Origin of the sequence: Streptomyces sp. S.PNR 29 (genome assembly GCF_030386795.1) — a bacterium.
GTDB lineage: Bacteria > Actinomycetota > Actinomycetes > Streptomycetales > Streptomycetaceae > Streptomyces.
In genome coordinates this window covers 229,823-249,629 of the sequence record NZ_JANUQM010000011.1, presented here as the reverse complement: position 1 = coordinate 249,629, position 19,807 = coordinate 229,823, and the positions used below count along the sequence as shown (strand labels likewise).

Sequence of the window (19,807 nt, the reverse complement as noted above, 5' to 3'; positions counted from 1 at the left end):
ACACGTCCGGCACGGGGGCCGGCACAGGAAACAGCCCCATCCCTGAAGGGACGTAAGCACATGCCAGCAATCGGGCAAAGACGCTCGACCGCCAGCCGCCTCCTGCGCGGCGTCGCGTCGACGCTGCTCCCCCTGAGCCTCGTCGCCGGAGTCACCGCCGTGACGGCGACTCCGGCCTCCGCAGCCACCCCCACCCTCACCGTCGACCTGGGCAACAGCACCGGAGCCTTCCGCGGCGGTGCCTCGGGCGCCCTGTACGGCCTGTACGGCCCCGAGGTGCCGACCAACAACCTCATCGAGGGGATGGGGCTGAAGACCACCAACACCAAGTACCAGGACGGCCAACAGCACCCCGGCTCGGACGCTCTGGAGATCGCCAAGCCCTTCGTGGACAGCGGCGGCGGGGACGTCTTCATCTACATGACGGACGTGTACCGCGCCAACTACGAGCGGACCAGCTACTCGGCCTACCAGGCGACCATGAAGACGCAGGTCGAGCAGGCGAAGGCCAGCCCGTACGCGAGCCACATCGTCTTCATCCCCTACAACGAGCCCGACCTGAACTGGTTCAAGGGCATGGGCAGCAACGCCACCGCGCTGGCCAACTTCAACGCCGAGTGGCTCCAGACCTACAACTTCATCAAGGGCATCTGGCCCCAGGCACGACTGGCGGGTCCCAACTCCGCCGGCTACACCGACTTCTCCTTCAGCGGCTTCCTCAAGTTCTGCAAGGCCAACAACTGTCTGCCCGACGTGGTGACCTGGCACACCCTGGGCAGCCCGGCGGGCGTCCGCAGCACCGTCGACGCCTACCGCGCGGTGGAGACCGCCGCGGGGATCACCTCCCCGATCCCCGTCAACCTCAATGAGTACGCCCACCGGTACCACCTGACCGACCCCGGCCAGATGGTCCAGTGGATCGCGGCCATCGAGGACGAGAAGGTCGACGGCAACCTGCCGTACTGGAACATCAACGGCAACCTCGGCGACTCCGCTGCGGCCCAGAACACGCCCAACGCACAGTGGTGGCTGTACAACTGGTACAGCTCCATGAGCGGCAACACCGTCAAGGTCACCAGCAGCGCCGGGGCCAACGCCGCGTACACCCTCCAGGGCCTGGCCAGCCTGGACACGGCCAAGAAGCAGGCCCGCGTCATCCTCGCCGGGGGCGGCACCAGCGGTGACTCCAGCACCGTCATCAAGAACATCGACCCCGCGGTCTTCGGCAGCACCGTGCACGTCAGCGTGTTCCAGGACCGCTACAGCGGCTACCTCGGCGCGGCGGCCACCCCGACCCGGCTCTCCGACGCGGACGTCGCCGTGGGCTCCGACGGCTCGATCACGCTCCCCATCACCCTTGACCGCATGTCGGCGTACGAGGTGATCGTCTCCCCGGGCGGCACCGGCAGCACCACCGCCTCCGACAGCACCTGGACGGGCACGTACGAGGCCGAGAACGCCACGCTCAGCGGCACCGGCTACAACATCAACACCGAGGGCACCACCGGCAGCGTCGACAAGTTCGCCACCTCCGGCACCAAGGACGTGGGCGGACTGCGCACCGGCTCCAGCACGGTGATCTCCTTCCCCGTCTCCGTGCCCACCACCGGCGACTACAAGCTGTCGGTGTTCGGCAACAGCTACGCCAAGGACCCGGACGTCAAGGGCCCGACGAACATCTACGCACGGGTCGACGGCGGCGCCTCCACCAGGGTCGACATACCGGTGGGCTTCCAGTGGGTGGTATGGGGACACGATGACGCCACCGTGCACCTCACCGCGGGCAGCCACACCATCACCCTGGCCACCACGGGCGACAACGGCGCCACGACCGTCGGCGACGCCATCATCGACAAGATCGACCTCCAGTACAAGGACCCCGACGTCCAGGGCACCACGCTCTACGAGGCCGAGCAGGCGAACCTCTCCGACAGCGGCACCGCCACCTACACCTCCCAGGGCCAGTCCGGCGCCGGCGCGGTGAACCTCACCTCCGGCAAGTCCGCCACATTCTGGGTCTACTCCGAGCGGGACGGCTACGCGGACCTGACCGCCCGCTTCCGCAACACCGGTCAGGCCTCCCTCACCGTCAACGGCAGGACCGTCAACGACCAGACCCTCTCCGGTGCGACGACCGACGCCTGGTACACCTCCACCAACCGGGTCTTCCTGAACGGCGGCATCAACAAGGTCAAGGTGACCGGCACCAGCGGCACCCTCGCCCTGGACAACCTGGCCGTCAACCCGTTCAGCGCCACCGACCCGGTCACCACCGGCAACGTCGTCACCTACCAGGCCGAGAACGGCACCCTCACCGGCACCGCTGCCGTGGACAACAGCTACAGCCAGGCCAAGGGCGGCGTCGTCAAGGGCATCGGCAACGGAACCGCCAACTCCCTCACCCTCAACGTCAACGCGCCCACGGCCGGCACCTACGCCATGACCATGCGCTTCGCCAACGCCGAGGAACTGCCCTCCAACCACTACAACCCCGACCTGTACGCCGAGCACGCCGACGTCAGCGTCAACGGCGGCTCCGCCACCCGCGTCAACTTCGCCAGCACCCTGCACTGGAACCAGTTCCAGAACTACACGGTCCCCGTGACCCTCACCAAGGGCGCCAACACCGTCAAGTTCACCGCCTCACAGCTCTACAACTGGGACGGCACCACCATCGGCGTGGTCTACTCCGGCGGCGGCAGCGACATCGGACAGCCCATGCGGTCCAGCTCCGCGCCCCACCTCGACCAGGTCTCCTTCGCACCCGCGAGCCTGCACATCGGCGCCGCGGCCGGCTTCTCCTCCACGGCCGTCGCCCAGCACAGCGGGCTCTGCCTGGAGAACCCCGGCCAGTCCACCGGCAACGGCACCCAGTACCGGCAGAACACCTGTGGAAGCGGAGAGGAGCAGGTCTTCGACTTCCACCGCGTCTCCGGCACGACCGACACCTACACCGTCGTCAACCACTTCAGCGGCAAGTGCCTGGACATCAGCCAGCTCTCCACGGCCGACGGCGCGGCGGTCCAGCAGTGGACCTGCCTCAACGGCCCCAACCAGCGCTTCACGCTCCGACCGGTGACCGCGCTGGGCAACAGCCACGACTACCAGCTGGTCGCCGTGCACAGCGGCAAGTGCGTCGACGTCAGCACCATCTCCACCGCACCCGGCGCCCTCGTCCACCAGTGGACCTGCGACGCGGCGAGCGCCCTGACCACCAAGAAGAACCAGATCTGGAGGCTCACCGGCAAGGACTGACCCGGCCCTCAGCCACCAACGACACCTGACCGGGCAGCGGCCCGCCGGCGCAGTCCGGCGGGCCGCTGCCGTTCACACGCAGCACCGCGTCGAGGGCATCGAGCCGGTAAGGCGATGTCGCCGCCGCAGGCCCACCGGCCGAAGCGGTCCCGGCGCATGGGCTCCAGGAGCACCTCGCAGCCGTGAAGTCGGCGACCGGACCGGCCGGGACGCGGGTGGGCGCCTGGCGGAAGTGGTCATACCGCTGGACGAGTAGTTCCGATTGCCATCCGCTCCCTGACCGCCGACACCGACCGGCACAGCCGTCGGCCTGCGTGATCGACGCGCGGAGCGTGAAGACCTCCATCAGCGTCCCCGCCGCGAGTCAGGGCACGGTGCGGGCAAGAAGATCGTGGGCCGCAAGCGCAGCATCGTGACCGACGCACTCGGTCTGCTGCCGGCCGCCCTGGTCACGGCGGCCAGTGTCCAGGACTCCACGGCCGGCACCCGGCTGCCCGGCAGCCGCGCTGCCGATACGGACGCGATCCGCCGGTGCCCGGCCCTCAGGGAGGGCTGGCCACCGGCGGACGCTCACCGCGTCAAGGGGTTACGGAAGCGGCGGGTAGGCGTTCTGCATCAGCTGCCTGAACTGGGCGGAGAACCAGTGTCCCGCCACGGGCGCGTTCGGCAGTGACCCCGTGGGGTTGTTGCCGTTGCGGGGGTTGCCGCCGTAGGTCGGGTCGCACATGCGGTCGAAGCCCTTGCCCTCGTCGTTGGGGATGGCGCTGCTGGAGCCGTCGGACTCCCCCGGCGGCTTGACCCACACGTAGGCGTCGATGCCGGCGGCCGGTGCCGCGGTGGGCCGTTCGCCGAGGCCGGCGCCGCTCTGGTTGCACCAGTTGCCGGCGTGGATGCGCCGGTCGATGCGGCTGCCGTTGACGTAGTCGTCCACGGAGGTCATCGGTCCGGGGCCGGTGGGCCGGGCGGTGCCGCCCCAGCCGTTGCGGGAGGTGTCGATGAGCATGCCGAGGCCGGACTCGAAGCCGGCCGCGACGAGCTTGTCACGCAGCGCCTGGGCGAAGGACTGCTCGTCCACGTACTGGTTCCAGTCGACCCACTTCGACTGGCGCACGGTCTGCCCGTTGACGCTGTCGGTGACCTTGAAGTTCGGCTCCTTGACCGGGCTGTAGTTGGCGGTGTTGACGATGAACCCGGCGACGTCCTTCACGCTCGCGCCGTTGGTCGTGGCGACCTTGTAGAACTCCTGCACCGACGGGCCGAGGTTGCTGTCCCAGCCGAGCCAGCCGTGGTGCCCGGCGTCGACGTAGTTGTAGACGTTCGCGAGGGCGCCGAGCTTGTCGAGGGCGTAGGAAACGCCCTTTTCGTAGTTGCCGTTGCTCTTCATGGCCACGCACGCGTCGGTGGTGGTGGGGGTGCCGCCGGCGTTGGTGACCAGGTTGGGCAATGAGTCGGGCTCGATGACCGTGGCGATCCGCAGGCCCGCGTACTTGGGGTCGGCGAGGATCGAGACGATCGGGTCGATGTACTGGCTCTTGTACTTGTCGAGGTCGTTCGGTCCGAGTTCACCGTTGGAGGCGAGGGCGGCGCAGTCACGGCCGGGCAGGTCGTAGATGACCAGCTGGACGACGAGTTCGCCGCTGCCCTTCTGCTTCAGCGCCTCGTCGAGGTGCGCCCGCAGCCCCATGCCGCCGTTCACACCGTTGATCGCGGCGATCCGGTCCAGCCAGACCGCGGTGGGCTGGTTGGAGATACGGCTGCCGCCCGGTTCTGCGGCGGCCTTCGCGGACCACTCCGGGTTCACATAGACCTTGGCGCCGGAGTACGGGTTGCCTGCCTTGGGCCCGGTCGGGCCGGGGTCCGTCGGGCCCGGGTCGGTCGGGCCGGGGTCCGTCGGGCCGCCGTCGACGTTGCAGGTCACGCCGTCGAGGGTGAACGTGGCCGGGATGGCGTTGGTGCCGCTGTAGGTGCCCTGGAAGCCGAAGCTGACCGAACCGCCGGTGGCGAGCGTGCCGTTGTAGCTCTCGTTGTTGGCGGTGACGGCGGCGCCACTCTGGCTGATCTTCGAGTTCCAGAAGTTGGTGATCTTCTGGTTGCCCGCGTACGACCACTTCACCGACCAACCCGACTTGGCAGCCGCGTTGTTGGTGAGGGTGACGGCAGCCGTGAAGCCGGTGTCCCACTGGTTCTGCACCTTGTAGTCCACCGTGCAGGGTACGGAGGCGGTGGCGGCACCGGCCGGTGCCGTGAGAAGCGCAGCCCCTGAGCTTCCGGTGAGCAGCGCGAGGGCGGCGAGCAGTGAGGTCCTGGTGCGACTCATGAGTGTGGGTTCCTTCTCCTTCGACATTCTTCTACTGATCACGGCTGCGCAGAGGGTTGCGCGGTCCGATGCTGTGCAGGTGGGCGTGGCGTCGTGGTTCGAGACCGGGGACGGGGCGGAGGAGCGGTGCCGGGTGCCCGCTCCATCCCAGGTGGGACGGATTGCGGGCGCCGGACCACTCATGACCTTGTCGGTGAAGCCGTGCGAGGAGGTACGCGCACTGATCTCTCGCGCCACCAAAGGCACGTGCGCGGCGATGGGAGCGAGCGTGGCCGGCCGCCGGCTCTCGTCGGTGCAGATGTCGGAGCAGGTGTTGCTGTTGTGGACGCGCCGGGGGCGACCGGCTTGCCCGCCGGGTCGGTGGGCTCGTGCAGTAGCCACAGATCGAGGTTGCTGGGGTATGCCGGTCCACCCGCCAGCATCACGTTCTTCGCTCTGGTGGAGTGCACATAAGCGTCCACCACGTCAGTGCCGGCGACCTCGCACGAGACCTCTGGGCGGACACCGCCGTGTCACCGTGCCGCCGGTACTTCCGCACGTCCGCGACACCGCAGGTCGTACGGTCCGGGCACAGCTCACTGAACGGGTCGGCAAGGACCACGATCTCGCGTGATCCGGCTTGATCTCGGACAGGCCGAGTCGACGCTCCTGGCTGCCGGTCGGCTCGGACCCCTCGGTCGTGGCGGGCACCGTCGTGCCGGACCGGGACCAGGCGGTGTTCCGGTCCTGGGTGAGCTCGCGACCGTCGGCGAAAGTCGAACGGCGGTGTCCGACTGTGCGACGCGGCGGACTTGTCGGTGCTTTGCGCTGATCCGTGGAAGCCGTTGCCCCACTGACCGTGGACGATGTGCTCCCTCGGCCAGGGACGCATCGCTCCCTGGGCCGAGACCATCGGGACGACCGTGGTGGCGACGAGCGTGTCGGCGCCCGCAACGGCTAAAAGTAACGAAGGTGGGGGGTGTCGCATGAGCGACTCCTGCAGTTGAGCGCGTCATGACCGGCGCGTCGCCTGATTGGAACCGCTCCCACTGGTGCGAAGGAAAGTAGCGGCGAGTGGCGCGGTTGCCCAGAGGGGCGGCGTAACTTTCTTTGAACTAAACGGTTTTATGCCTTCGACTCTTCAAGCGTCTTGACCCCCACCGACCGCGTCTCCATGATGGGAGCGCTCCCACTGGCCAAGACTTGTCCTTCCCCGAGCCGCAGCCGCTAGGAGGAACCAGTTCATGGATCCCGGACGCAAACGCAGAGCCGTTCGGCGGGTGTGGACCGCCGTGGCGACCGCTTTAGCCCTGCCCCTGTCGTTGCTGGCCACGGGTTCGGCTCCGGCCCAGGCGGCCGCACTTCGGTGCAGTGTCGACTACAAGACGAACGACTGGGGCTCCGGCTTCACCGCGGATCTGACGATCACCAACCGCGGTACGGACGTCATCGACGGCTGGACCCTGACCTACAGCTACACGGGCAACCAGAAGCTCAGCAACGGCTGGAACGGCACCTGGTCCCAGTCGGGCCAGTCGATCACGGTGAAGGACGCCGGCTACAACGGGCGGATCGCCGCCGGCGCCGCCGTGTCGACCGGCGCCCAGTTCAGCTATAGCGGCACCAACGCCGCCCCTACGAACTTCGCGATCAACGGCACCAGCTGCACCGGCGCCCACCAACCCCCCATCACCGTGCTCACCAGCCCGGCGGCCGGCGCCGTCTACACGCAGGGCGACGCGGTGCCGCTCGCGGCCACCGCCGCGGCCGCGGACAACGCCACGATCAGCAAGGTGGAGTTCTACGACGACACCACACTGCTGGGCACGGACACCACGGCGCCGTACTCGCTCTCGACCTCAAGCTTGACCGTGGGCAGTCATTCACTCGTCGCGAAGGCCTACGACAGCCTCGGCGCGTCCGCGTCGTCCACGCCCGTGGGCATCACGGTCGCCTCAGGGCCCACCGTGGTCGCCACGCCCACCCAATTGGGTATCCAGCAGGGCAAGACGGGCACCTACGAGGTGAAGCTGTCGAAGCAGCCGTCCTCGAACGTCACCGTCACCACGGCCCGGACGGGCGGCAATTCAGGTCTGTCGGTGACCGGCGGCGCTTCGCTCACCTTCACGCCGCAGAACTGGAACACGGCGCAGAAGGTGACCATCACCGCCGACAGTTCCGGTACCGGCGCGGCGACCTTCGAGTCGACGGCCCCCGGGCACGCGAAGGCCGCGGTCACCGTGACGCAGCTGGGAGCGACGAAGGACTACGACGCCCGCTTCCTGGAGCTGTACGGGAAGATCACCAACCCGGCGAACGGCTACTTCTCGCCCGAGGGCATCCCCTACCACTCGGTGGAGACGCTGATCGTCGAGGCGCCGGACCACGGTCACGAGACCACCTCGGAGGCCTACAGCTACCTTCTCTGGCTCCAGGCGATGTACGGCAAGGTCACGGGCGACTGGTCCAAGTTCAACGGGGCCTGGGAGATCATGGAGAAGTACATGATCCCCACCCACGCGGACCAGCCGACCAACTCCTTCTACAACGCCTCGAAGCCGGCGACCTACGCGCCCGAACTGGACACGCCCAACGAGTACCCGGCGAAGCTGGACACCGGGGTCTCGGTCGGTTCGGACCCGATCGCCGGTGAGCTGAAGAGCGCCTACGGCACGGACGACGTCTACGGCATGCACTGGCTGCAGGACGTCGACAACGTGTACGGCTTCGGCAACTCGCCGGGCAAGTGCGAGGCGGGTCCGTCGGACACCGGTCCGTCGTACATCAACACCTTCCAGCGCGGCGCGCAGGAGTCGGTGTGGGAGACGGTGCCGCAGCCGACCTGTGACGCCTTCAAGTACGGCGGCAAGAACGGGTACCTGGACCTGTTCACCGGTGACGCCTCCTATGCCAAGCAGTGGAAGTTCACCAACGCCCCGGACGCCGACGCGCGTGCGGTGCAGGCCGCCTACTGGGCCGACATCTGGGCCAAGCAGCAGGGCAAGGGCTCGGACGTCTCCGCGACGGTGACCAAGGCCGCGAAGATGGGCGACTACCTGCGGTACGCGATGTACGACAAGTACTTCAAGAAGATCGGCAACTGTGTGGGCCCGTCCACCTGCCCGGCCGGCACCGGCAAGGACGCCTCGATGTACCTGCTGTCCTGGTACTACGCCTGGGGCGGTGCCACCGACACCTCGGCGGGCTGGGCATGGCGCATCGGCTCCAGCCACTCCCACAGCGGCTACCAGAACCCCCTCGCGGCCTACGCACTCGCCAACTACGCACCGCTGAAGCCGAAGTCGACGACGGGCCAGGCGGACTGGGCCAAGTCGCTGGAGCGGCAGATGGAGTTCTACCGCTGGCTGCAGTCGAACGAGGGCGCGATCGCGGGCGGTGCGACCAACAGCTGGGCGGGCCGGTACGCGACACCGCCGGCCGGGAAGTCGACGTTCTACGGCATGTACTACGACGAGAAGCCCGTGTACCACGACCCGCCGTCCAACCAGTGGTTCGGCTTCCAGGCGTGGTCGATGGAGCGGGTCGCCGAGCTGTACCAGCAGACGGGGAACGCGCAGGCCAAGGCGGTCCTCGACAAGTGGGTCGACTGGGCGCTGTCCAAGACCACGTTCAACCCGGACGGCACCTACCGGATCCCGTCGACACTCCAGTGGTCGGGCCAGCCCGACACATGGAACCCGTCAAGTCCCGGTGCCAACAGCGGACTTCACGTCACCGTCGCCGACTACACCAACGACGTCGGTGTGGCGGCCGCGTACGCCAAGACCCTGACGTACTACGCCGACCGGTCCGGCGACACCCAGGCCGCGTCCGCGGCGAAGAAGCTGCTGGACGGGATGTGGACCAAATACCAGGACGCCCTGGGCATCGCCGTCCCGGAGACCCGCACCGACTACAACCGCTTCGACGACGGTGTCTACATCCCGAGCGGCTGGACGGGCACCATGCCGAACGGCGACGCGATCAACTCGTCGTCCACGTTCGACTCGATCCGCTCCTTCTACAAGAGCGACCCGGCCTGGTCGAAGATCGAGGCCTATCTGAAGGGCGGGGCCGCCCCCTCCTTCACGTACCACCGGTTCTGGGCTCAGGCGGACATCGCCCTGGCCATGGGATCGTACGCGGAACTCCTCGAGTAGCCCCCGCTGAGGCCCGCGTGCGCGACCCCGTCACAAGGAGACGGGGTCACCCGCCGGGCGGCCCCCAGCCACACGGGGGCCGCCCGGTGACCACCCGTTTTCTCCACCGCTCAACGAGCCTGTCGGCCTGGCATCGAGTTGTCCTCCGCGCGAACGACCTGCAGTTTCGGGATCCACGCGAGAGGGCTGCGGTCGCCGCCTTGTCAGGTACATGGTCCTCTCCTAGAGTCCCCCTTCAAGAAGGAATTGGGAGCGCTCCCATTTTGAGTGCTCCTCACCCCCCACATCCATTGCGGAGGAGCCGCATGCAACCATCACGTCACCAAGCCCGCAGGATGCGCGCCCTGTCCGGTGCGCTGCTCACCTCACTCGTCGCGCTGGCAGCGCTTCTCACAAGCGCGTCGACGTCGCACGCCGACACAACGATCTGCGAGCCGTTCGGCTCCACCACCATCCAGGGCCGTTACGTCGTGCAGAACAACCGCTGGGGGACCAGTCAGCCCCAGTGCATCGCCGTCACGGACTCGGGCTTCAGGGTTACCCAGGCCGACGGTTCGGTCCCGACGAACGGCGCCCCGAAGTCCTACCCGTCCGTGTACAACGGCTGCCACTACACCAACTGCTCCCCCGGCACGAAGCTCCCCGCACGGCTGAGCTCCATCGCCGACGCACCCACGAGCATCTCCTACAGCTACGTGGGCGGCGATGCCGCGTACAACGCCTCGTACGACATCTGGCTGGACCCGACGCCCCGCACCGACGGCGTGAACCGGACCGAGATCATGATCTGGCTCAACAAGGTGGGCCCGATCCAGCCCATCGGCTCCCAGGTCGGTACGGCGAGCGTGGCCGGACGCACCTGGCAGGTGTGGTCGGGCAGCAACGGCTCCAACGACGTGCTCTCCTTCGTCGCGCCGTCGGCGATCGACAGCTGGAGCTTCGACGCGATGGACTTCGTCCGGCAGGCCGTCTCCCGCGGACTCGCGCAGAACGACTGGTACCTGACGAGCGTTCAGGCGGGTTTCGAGCCTTGGCGGAACGGCGCGGGACTGGCGGTGAACTCCTTCTCCTCAACCGTCAACCTCGGCGGCGGCACACCCGGCCCCGGCACTCCCAGCGGACCCGCGGCATGCAAGGTGGCCTACAGCACCAACGTGTGGCAGGGCGGCTACACCGCCGATGTCACCCTGACCAATACGGGTTCCTCGCCGGTCAACGGCTGGAAGCTCGCGTTCACCCTGCCCGCGGGGCAGACGATCACCGGCGCGTGGAACGCGGGGATCTCTCCGTCGTCGGGAGCGGTCACGGCCGGCAACCTGGCGCACAACGCCTCTCTTGCGCCCGGCGGCCAGGTCTCCTTCGGCTTCCAGGCCTCTTACAGCGGCAGCTTCGCCAAGCCGGCCGCCTTCAGCCTGAACGGCACTCCCTGCACCACCGCGTGACGTATTCGGGATGACTCACCTGACCCGAGCCGCCGGTCGGCCGGCCCACTGCCGAGCGCACACCGGACCCGAGTCGCATCCGCCCACCCGGAACCCGCCCGCCAGGCTCGTGCCTGAGGGGCGGGTCCCGTCTCTCTCACGAGGCGCCCGTCTCCGGCTGGTCGAGTGCATCCCACCCACGCACACGGTGGACATGAGCAATCTTCGGGTAGGAGGTCTCGGCGTCCGAGCGTGGGCCGATCTCAAACAGGTCGATCATCAAGAAAAGCGGGTAGGTGGGAGACTGACGCGTCCGCTTCACCATGACGCCCTCGCAGCCGATGATCGTGCCCGACGGCCCCCACACAGCCGTCCAGGTGTGGGGTTTCGAGGCGTCCAGGGGAAGGACGACTTCCGTCATGTCGGTGGTCAACCGCCGGTCCGAATGCGCTTTCACCCCGCACCTGGCGTGACTCCGCCCCTCGCCGACGGCGTCGGCGTCGGCGTCGATCTCGAAGATACAGATCTCACCGCTCTCCCCCTCCGACTGATGCTCCGTGCCCACGAGCCACGCCGCGAGCATGCATCCCTCGTCCACGCTCGCGCTCACCGTCACCTCGACACGTCCGGCCGTGGGTGCCCACAGCAGCCGCTCTGGGGTCTCCGTGCGGACGACGAGTCCGTCGGAACGGTGTCGGTGTGTTCCCCGGTGCGAGCCCAGCGGGCCGGAGAACACCCCGGTCTGCACGTTGGACACGCGAAGGGGAGCGTCCTCCTCTCGCCAGTCCGGCTGGTCGGCGTCGATACGCAGCCGCAGCCCCGAACCCTCGATGTCGTAGCGTGCCCGGGACCGCTCGGGTGACGTCCAATGAGGCAGATAGTGATCGACCCAGCGATCCTTCCTGAGCTGCGGAACGGCGAAATCGTCCTCGAAGTCAGGCTCACGAGCCGGAGGATCGGGGAGCCGCAGGAGATCCTCACCCATGCCACCATCATCCCAGACGACGGTTCCTGCCGTTTCGGCGCTCTCCCCCTGTGCGCGGCACGAAGCCGGCGATGTGCACAGCGCATTCACTCATGAATGAGGCGAACCAGACGTCGTCACCTGGCCGACAGAGCACGGGTCACGCCGGGAAGCCGTGTGCCCCGTTCCTTCGCCCCGTAAGATCGGATGATCTCGTGGGGGAGGTGGTCATGGGCAGGCGACGCCCCGGTACGCCAACGTTGGAAGAGGTGGCCGCTCGCGCCGGGGTGGGGCGTGGCACGGTCTCTCGCGTCATCAACAACGCGGCCGGTGTGAAGGAGTCGACGCGCGAAGCCGTGCAGCGAGCCATCGAGGAGCTGGGGTATGTTCCCAATCTCGCGGCACGTTCCCTGGCCGGGCAGCGAACCGATGCCGTCGCTCTCGTCCTGACGGAGCCCGACTGGCGCGTGTTCGCCGAGCCGTTCTTCTCGGAGATCGTCCGCGCGCTCGGGGACGCGCTGACGGACACCGGCATGCAACTGCTGCTGACCCTGGTCCGCTCGGACACCGAGCGCAAGCGGTTCCTGGAGTATGCGCGCGGCGGTCGGGTCGACGGGGTACTGCTGTTGTCCGTGCATGCGGGGGACCGGCTCCCGGACATGCTCGCCGAGGCGCGGCTGCCGACCGTGATGCTCGGGCGCCGCTCGGGCGACGAGTACGTCAGTTACGTGGACGCGGACAACGTGGGAGGTGCCCGCAGTGCCGTCTCCCACCTGCTGGCACGGGGCCGCGGAACGATCGCCACCATCACGGGGCCGTTGGACATGTACGTCGCCCAGTGCCGGCTGCGCGGCTACCGGGATGCTCTGACGCTTGCCAGCTTGAGGTATGAGGAGTCCATGGTCGCCGAAAGCGACTTCTCGGAGGACAGCGGGCGCCGCGCCATGACGGAACTGCTCGGACGGCACCCGGAGATCGACGGTGTCCTCGCCGCGTCGGACACCACGGCGGCGGGGGCTCTGCAAGCTCTGCGCGCAGCGGGACGGCGCGTGCCCGAGGATGTCGCCGTGATCGGTTTCGACGACTTTCCGCTCGCTCAGCGCACCGATCCGCCTCTGACCACCGTGCGTCAGCCGCTGGAGGAGATGGGCCGGGCCATGATCAGGCTGCTCCTGGAGGACATGGACGAGCCGTCGGTGGCCTACCGCCACGTCATCCTCCGTACGGAGTTGCAGGTCCGTGCATCGACCTGACACGTGTCGGCGCCCGCCGGGTGTCCCGAGCCGGCATCCGCCACGGCCTTCGGGAGCGCTCCCCATCCCGGTGCCGTGCTGGGCGGTCCACCGCTTGGGGGTGCGTCATCGGCCAGACGCCTCTGCCACCCCGACCCGGCCACTACGTCTCCCCGATGACGATGATGTCCAGCGTGCGCGGGCCGTGCACGCCCTCGACGCGGTCCAGCTCGATGTCACTGGTCGCGGAGGGACCGGACACGAGCGTCAGGGGCCGGTACGGATCGATGCGGCCAAGAGCATCGGGCACATCGAAGACGATCTGGTCCTCGCGGACCAAGCAGATGTGCTGGTCAGGAAGGAGGGTCAGGGCCCGGCGCCCCTGGCCGGGGCCATGGTCGAGTATCACGGTCCCGGTCACGGCGATGGCGGTCGCAGCGGTGGTGAGCACCGCGTCCGCCGCGTCGAGCTGCCCCGGCGTCAGCGGCGGGGAGTCCTCCAGCCGGGACCAGGGCCCCTGCGGGATCAGGTCGGCGGGGAGGCCCGGTGGGACGACCAGCGAACGTGCTCCGGTGCGCACCAGCGCGTCCCGGACCGCTACGGCGGCCCGGGCCACCGGAACACGGACCACCGTGGCACGGTACTCGGCTGTGCGTTCGCCGAAGAGCCCGACGATGTCCGGCACCGCTTGGTCGGTCCGGTGGCCGGGCGAAGATGGTGCGTCATCGGGGCTCTCGGTGCGGGGCACGTCGGTCAGTGCTCTCCTCACCGCCCGCACAACGGTGTCACGGCCGGTCACCGGCGCGCCTCCTCTTTCACCGACATATGACCTTCTGTTTCGTTCACGGCTTTCGTCCTGCGCCACCATGCGCGCAGTGACTCCCGTGGGGGCGCCGGGGTGTCCCGGGTGCCCGTCCAGCGGGCCAACGGGCCCGGCATGGCACCGATCCGGCCGTCGCGGGCCACGAGACGGGCGGCGAGCGCGGCCAGCCACTGAGCCGCCGCCAACCGCGTCGGGGAGGACAGAACCGATCCGGCGGCCTTCATGGCGAGCGCCTCGACGGTGGGCAGGAACCGACCTCGGCGTTTGGCCTCCACGGTCTCGGCGCGCAGGTGCACCAGCACCTCCGGGATGTTGATCTTCACGGGGCAGGCGTCGTAGCAGGCGCCGCACAGCGTGGAGGCGAAGGGCAGGGAGGCCGCGTGCTCTACACCGACGAGCTGCGGGGTCAGGACGGCGCCGATCGGGCCGGGGTAGACGGAGCCGTAGGCGTGCCCGCCGGTGCGCTCGTACACCGGGCAGACATTCAGGCAGGCCGAGCAGCGGATGCAGGCGAGGGCCTGGCGGCCCACCTCGTCGGCCAGGGTGGCGGTGCGGCCGTTGTCGAGCAGCACGAGGTGGAAGTTCGTGGGGCCGTCGCCTTCGGTGACCCCTGTCCACAGCGAGGTGTACGGGTTCATGCGCTCGCCGGTCGAGGAGCGCGGCAGCAGTCGGAGGAACACGTCCAGGTCGGCGAAGGAGGGCAGGACCTTCTCGATGCCCATGACCGTGATGAGGGTGTCCGGCAGGGTCAGGCACATCCGCCCGTTGCCCTCCGACTCCACGACCGCGACCGTGCCGGTGTCGGCGGCGGCGAAGTTGGCTCCGGAGACGGCGACCTTGCACCGCAGGAACTTCTCGCGCAGATGCAGCCGGGCGGCTTCGGCGAGCTCGCGGGGATCGTCACCGAGCCCCTCGGGGGCCGGTCTGCCCCACTCCCCCATCTCCCGCAGGAAGATCTCCCGGATCTCGGAACGGCCCCGGTGGATGGCCGGCACGAGGATGTGGGAGGGGCGGTCACCGCCCAACTGCACGATGAGTTCGGCGAGATCGGTCTCGTAGGCGCGGATGCCCGCGTCGGAGAGCGCCTCGTTGAGGCCGATCTCCTGAGTGGCCATCGACTTGACCTTCACGACCTCGCTCTCGCCGGTGGCCTTCACCAGGTAGGTGACGATGCGGTTGGCGTCGGCGGCGTCCGCGGCCCAGTGGACCGTACCGCCCGCGGCGGTCACCGCCTTCTCCAGCCGCAGGAGATGGTGGTCGAGGTGGCGCAGGGTGCGGCGTTTGACCGCAGCCGCCCGCTCGCGCAGTTCCTCCCAGTCGTGGAGTTCGGCGGCGGCCTTCAGCCGTTTGTCGCGGATGGTGCCGGTGGCCCGGCGCAGGTTCGCGCGCAGTCGGGTGTCGGCGAGCGCGCCTCGGGCGGCCTCGGGGAAGGCCGGGGTGCCCAGCCACACGACGTTGTCGGCGCCGCTCACCGCGTGTCTCCTTCCGTGGCGGCCAGGATCTCGGCCAGGTGCCGGGTTCCGATACCCGTGCGGAGTCGGGACAGTCCGCCGCCGATGTGCGTGAGGCAGGAGTTGTCGCCGGCGCACAGGAACTCGGCGCCGGTGCTTTGGACATGGTGCATCTTGTCGGCGAGCATGGCGTTGGAGACCTCGTGGTTCTTCAGGGCGAAGGTGCCGCCGAAGCCGCAGCAGGTGTCGGCGGCGGGCAGTTCGACGAGGTCGATGCCCTTCACCGCACGCAGCAGCCTGAGCGGCCGGTCGCCGACGCGCAGCATGCGCAGGGAGTGGCAGGTCGGGTGGTAGGTGACGCGGTGGGGGAAGTAGGCGCCGACGTCGGTGACGCCGAGGACGTCGACGAGGAGTTCCGACAGTTCGTACACCGTCGGCGCCACCTCCTCGACCGCCTCGGTGAGGGCGTTGTCCCCGTACTGGGCGGCGACCGCCCGGTGGTGGTCGCGGACCATGCCGGCGCAGGAGCCGGAGGGGGCGACGACGGCGTCGTAGCCAGCGAAGACCTCCGCGAAGCGTCGCACCATCGGCAGGGTCTCGGGGCGGTAGCCGGTGTTGAAGTGCATCTGGCCGCAGCACGTCTGGCCTTGTGGGAACTCCACGGTGTGGCCCAGGCGTTCCAGGAGTCGAGTGACCGCCCGGCCGGTGTCGGGGAACATCGTGTCGTTGAAGCAGGTGATGAAGAGGGCTATGCGCATGGGTGGTTCCTGGTCACAGCTGCCACACCACGGGCAGTGAGGCGTCGGCTCCGTCGGCAGAGTAGTCGTGGACGACGTCCAGCAGTTCGGCCATCCTCGCCTGCCAGGCGATGTTGACGGGCAGCTTCTCGAGTGCGGCGATCATCGCCGGGTAGTCCTCCACCTCCAGGAGATGGAACAGCTCGGTACCGCTGCGCCAGATCGTCCACTCGGTGACCCCCGCGGCGCGGATGGCCGCGGTCAGTTCCTCGGGGACCTCGCGGTGCGCCGCCTCGTACTCCGCGATGCGGTCGGCGCGGACCTTGGTGTGCAGGGCGACTCTCATGGCGCCTCCTTCGACGGGGTGGCGGCGGGGACCGGCGTGTCCGGGGCCAGCAGTCCCTCGGCGTGCAGTTCGTCCCACAGGGCGGCGGGGACGGGGTGCCGCAGCTGGTCCACGGTGTCGCGCACTTCCTCGGCGGAGCGGGCTCCGCTCAGGACGCTCGCGACCGCCCGGTGGCCGAACGGGAAGTGCAGGGCGGCCGCGCGCAGCGGCACACCGTGGCGTGCGGCGATCGCCTTGAGCCGCAGGGCACGGTCCAGGACGGACCGCGGGGCGGGTGCGTAGTCGTACGTCGCACCGGGCCTCGGGTCGGTCAGCAGCCCGGAGTTGAACACCCCGCCGATGATCACGCTCCTTCCGCGGGCGGCGGCCTCGGGCAGTACCTCGGCGAGCCCCTCCTGTTCCAGCAGGGTGTAGCGGCCGGCGAGCAGGACCACGTCGATGTCGGTCTCCCGCAGGAAGCGGGCGGGCAGCGCGCATTGGTTGGTTCCGATGCCGATCGCCTTGACGACACCTTCGGCACGCAGCCGCTCCAGCGCCGGATACGCCTCGGTCAGGGCCTGCTCGGCGTGGTCGTCGGGGTCGTGCAGGAGTGCGATGTCGACGCGGTCCAGACCGAGTCGGTCCAGGCTGGATTCGAGGGAGCGCAGTACGCCGTCGGCGCTGAAGTCCCAGACACGCCGATGGGTGTCGGAGACGGCGAAGCCGTGCGCGAGGTCGTCGCCCGCGCCGCCGCGCGGATTCGGCTCCAGCAGCCGTCCGACCTTCGTGGACACGGTGTACGTGTCCCGGGGGCGGTCGCACAGCGCGGTGCCAAGGCGGCGCTCGGACAGGCCGAGCCCGTAGTGGGGCGCGGTGTCGAAGGTGCGGATGCCCGCGTCCCAGGCGGCGTCCACGGCGGCGAAGGCCGCCTCGGCGGTGACCGGGCGGTAGAGGTTGCCGATGCCCGCGGCCCCGAACGACAGCTCGGTGACGCGGACACCGGTGCCGCCCAGGGGCGTTGTCCTCATGAGCCGGCCGCCGGGCGGAGCCTGAGCCCCTGCATGCCGCCGTCGACGGCGAGGGCGGTACCGGTCACGGAGGCTGCGGCCGGGGACGCCAGATAGACCACGGCCGCCGCGATTTCGTCCGCGGTGACCAGGCGGCCCATCGGCTGGCGTGCGTTCAGGGCGGCACGTTCCGCCTCGGGGTCGTCGGCGGCGCCCAGAAGCCGGGCCACCCAGGGGGTGTCGGCGGTGCCCGGGTTGACGCAGTTGACGCGGATGCCCTCGCGGACGTGGTCGGCGGCCATGGCCAGGGTGAGGGACAGCACGGCGCCCTTGCTGGCGGAGTACAGGGCGCGCTGCGGGAGCCCGGCCGTGGCCGCGATCGAGCAGACGTTGACGATGGCCGCGGTGCCCGGACGGGCGGTGGCAGCGCGCCGCAGGTACGGCAGAGCGGCGCGGGTGGTGCGCACCACGCCGAGGACGTTGACGTCGAGGACGTGGTGCCACTGTTCGTCGGGGTTGTCCTCGACGGTGCCGACGGCGCCGACGCCCGCGTTGTTGACGAGGATGTCCAGGCCGCCGAGCCGCGCGGCCGCTTCCTCCACGGCGCGGCGGACCGAGGTGTCGTCGCCGACGTCGGCCTTGAGGGCGTGCAGCGGCTCCGGCACTCCGGACGGTTCCAGGTCGAGCACGGCCACCGCCGCGCCTTGCGCCGCCAGCGTCTGGGCTGTGGCCAGTCCGATGCCGGACCCGCCGCCGGTGACGAGGGCCCTGAGGCCTGAGAGACCGGTCATGCCACCTCCTCCCGTCCGACGCGGTCGGCGACCCAGAACGTCCCGTCCGGGTACCGGTACTCGGCGATCGACTCCTCCTTCATCGTGGCGGAGAAACCCGGTGCGAGGGGCGCGGTGTAATGGCCGTCCCGCATCACCACGGGCACGGTGAAGTGCTGGTGGAGGTGGTCGACGTACTCGATGACGCGGTTCTCGGTGGTACCGGACAGGGCCAGGTAGTCGAACATCGACAGGTGCTGCACCAGCTCGCACAGCCCCACCCCGCCGGCGTGCGGACACACCGGCACCCCGAACTTCGCGGCGAGCAGCAGGATGGCCAGGTTCTCGTTGACCCCGCCGACGCGGGCGGCGTCAATCTGGAGCACGTCGAGGGCGCCGGCCTGGAGGAGCTGCTTGAAGATGACGCGGTTCTGCACGTGTTCACCGGTGGCCACCTTCACCGGCGCGACCGCCTCACGCACGGCGGCGTGTCCGAGGATGTCGTCGGGGCTGGTGGGTTCCTCGATCCAGTACGGGTCGAAGGCGGCGAGCGCGTCGGTCCACTGGATCGCCTCGTCCACGTTCCACCGCTGGTTGGCGTCGATGGCGATGCGAATGCCGTCACCGACGGCGGCACGGGCGGTGCGCAGACGCCGGACGTCGTCCGCCAGGTCCGCGCCGACCTTCAGTTTGATCTGGGTGAACCCGTCGGCGACCGCCTGCTTGGCCAGCCGGGTGAGCTTTTCGTCGGAGTAACCGAGCCAGCCGGGCGAGGTCGTGTAGCCCGGGTATCCGCGGTTCACCAGCACGGCCTCGCGCTCCTCGAGCCCCGCGCGGCCTTCGCGCAGGAGGGCGAGTGCGTCCTCGGGGGTGAGGGCGTCGGCGATGTAGCGGAAGTCGACCTGGGAAACCAGCCACTCGGGTTCGGCGTGGGCGAGCAGGCGCCACAGCGGCTGACCGGCGCGCTTGGCGGCCAGGTCCCACACGGCGTTCACGACCGCGCCGATCGCCATGTGCATCACGCCCTTCTCCGGGCCGAGCCAGCGCAGCTGACTGTCACCGATCAGGTCGCGGCTCAGCGAGCCAGGGTCGGCGCACAGCTCCTCGACGGAACGGCCCACGACGTGGTGGCGCAGGGCTCCGATCGCGGCGACCTGCACATCGTTGCCGCGTCCGATGGTGAAGGTGAAACCGTGGCCTTCGAGCCCGTCACCGGCGTCGGTGCGCAGCACGACATAGGCGGCGGAGTAGTCGGGGTCCGGGTTCATCGCGTCGGACCCGTCCAGCTCCCGCGAGGTGGGGAAGCGGACGTCGTAGGTGTCGACCGCGGTGATCCGGGCTGAGTTGGCAGTCAAGGGGGTGCCTT

13 protein-coding genes and 1 pseudogene are annotated in these 19,807 nt (G+C 69.2%); 5 read left to right on the top strand and 9 right to left on the bottom strand.

The window, feature by feature from the left end; genetic code table 11:
* The first annotated feature begins 60 nt into the window (after positions 1 to 60).
* Both NW895_RS28260 and NW895_RS28255 read left to right on the top strand, forming a co-directional pair.
* On the top strand, positions 61 to 3,255 hold the full coding sequence (locus NW895_RS28260) for an RICIN domain-containing protein (RefSeq protein ID WP_289939032.1): 3,195 nt from the start codon (positions 61 to 63) through the stop codon (positions 3,253 to 3,255).
* A 302-nt stretch (positions 3,256 to 3,557) separates the two neighbouring features.
* Positions 3,558 to 3,697, top strand: a pseudogene (locus tag NW895_RS28255) (IS5/IS1182 family transposase); the annotation flags it as partial.
* A gap of 144 nt (positions 3,698 to 3,841) precedes the next feature.
* On the opposite strand, the gene NW895_RS28250 reads toward NW895_RS28255, so the two are convergent.
* A complete protein-coding gene (locus tag NW895_RS28250; protein WP_289939031.1) occupies positions 3,842 to 5,572 on the bottom strand; it encodes a glycoside hydrolase family 6 protein in 1,731 nt (576 codons plus the stop codon).
* A gap of 1,223 nt (positions 5,573 to 6,795) precedes the next feature.
* On the opposite strand from NW895_RS28250, the gene NW895_RS28245 reads away from it, so the two are divergent.
* Both NW895_RS28245 and NW895_RS28240 read left to right on the top strand, forming a co-directional pair.
* Positions 6,796 to 9,711: a glycoside hydrolase family 48 protein gene (locus NW895_RS28245; protein WP_289939030.1), complete on the top strand. Its 2,916-nt coding sequence runs from the start codon at positions 6,796 to 6,798 to the stop codon at positions 9,709 to 9,711.
* 305 nt (positions 9,712 to 10,016) lie between these two features.
* Positions 10,017 to 11,153, top strand: coding sequence for a cellulose binding domain-containing protein (locus tag NW895_RS28240; protein ID WP_289939029.1), 1,137 nt, complete (start codon positions 10,017 to 10,019; stop codon positions 11,151 to 11,153).
* A 136-nt stretch (positions 11,154 to 11,289) separates the two neighbouring features.
* Here the strand turns inward: NW895_RS28240 and NW895_RS28235 are convergent, their stop codons facing one another.
* Entirely contained in the window at positions 11,290 to 12,207 is a 918-nt protein-coding gene (locus tag NW895_RS28235; protein ID WP_289939028.1) for a hypothetical protein, read from the bottom strand.
* 119 nt (positions 12,208 to 12,326) lie between these two features.
* Between NW895_RS28235 and NW895_RS28230 the strand changes: the two genes are divergently transcribed.
* On the top strand, positions 12,327 to 13,349 hold the full coding sequence (locus NW895_RS28230; RefSeq protein ID WP_289939026.1) for a LacI family DNA-binding transcriptional regulator: 1,023 nt from the start codon (positions 12,327 to 12,329) through the stop codon (positions 13,347 to 13,349).
* Positions 13,350 to 13,491: 142 nt separating this feature from the next.
* On the opposite strand, the gene NW895_RS28225 is transcribed toward NW895_RS28230, so the two are convergent.
* The 7 genes from NW895_RS28225 to NW895_RS28195 are packed head-to-tail and all read right to left on the bottom strand — an operon-like array spanning position 13,492 to position 19,796.
* A complete protein-coding gene (locus tag NW895_RS28225; protein ID WP_289939024.1) occupies positions 13,492 to 14,127 on the bottom strand; it encodes an LUD domain-containing protein in 636 nt (211 codons plus the stop codon).
* Positions 14,124 to 15,623 carry a LutB/LldF family L-lactate oxidation iron-sulfur protein gene (locus NW895_RS28220; protein WP_289939023.1) on the bottom strand — a complete coding sequence of 500 codons (1,500 nt, stop codon included), beginning with the start codon at positions 15,621 to 15,623 and terminating at the stop codon, positions 14,124 to 14,126. Before NW895_RS28220 ends, NW895_RS28225 begins: the two co-directional genes overlap by 4 nt.
* A complete protein-coding gene (locus NW895_RS28215; protein ID WP_289939022.1) occupies positions 15,620 to 16,360 on the bottom strand; it encodes a (Fe-S)-binding protein in 741 nt (246 codons plus the stop codon). The genes NW895_RS28220 and NW895_RS28215 overlap by 4 nt, the downstream gene beginning before the upstream one ends.
* Before the next feature lie 13 nt (positions 16,361 to 16,373).
* Positions 16,374 to 16,685 carry an L-rhamnose mutarotase gene (locus NW895_RS28210; protein ID WP_289939021.1) on the bottom strand — a complete coding sequence of 104 codons (312 nt, stop codon included), beginning with the start codon at positions 16,683 to 16,685 and terminating at the stop codon, positions 16,374 to 16,376.
* Positions 16,682 to 17,692: an aldo/keto reductase gene (locus NW895_RS28205; RefSeq protein WP_289939020.1), complete on the bottom strand. Its 1,011-nt coding sequence runs from the start codon at positions 17,690 to 17,692 to the stop codon at positions 16,682 to 16,684. The genes NW895_RS28210 and NW895_RS28205 overlap by 4 nt, the downstream gene beginning before the upstream one ends.
* Complete coding sequence (locus NW895_RS28200; protein ID WP_289939019.1) at positions 17,689 to 18,462, bottom strand: SDR family oxidoreductase; 774 nt, start codon at positions 18,460 to 18,462, stop codon at positions 17,689 to 17,691. The genes NW895_RS28205 and NW895_RS28200 overlap by 4 nt, the downstream gene beginning before the upstream one ends.
* On the bottom strand, positions 18,459 to 19,796 hold the full coding sequence (locus NW895_RS28195; protein ID WP_289939018.1) for an L-fuconate dehydratase: 1,338 nt from the start codon (positions 19,794 to 19,796) through the stop codon (positions 18,459 to 18,461). Before NW895_RS28195 ends, NW895_RS28200 begins: the two co-directional genes overlap by 4 nt.
* Positions 19,797 to 19,807: the final 11 nt, after the last annotated feature.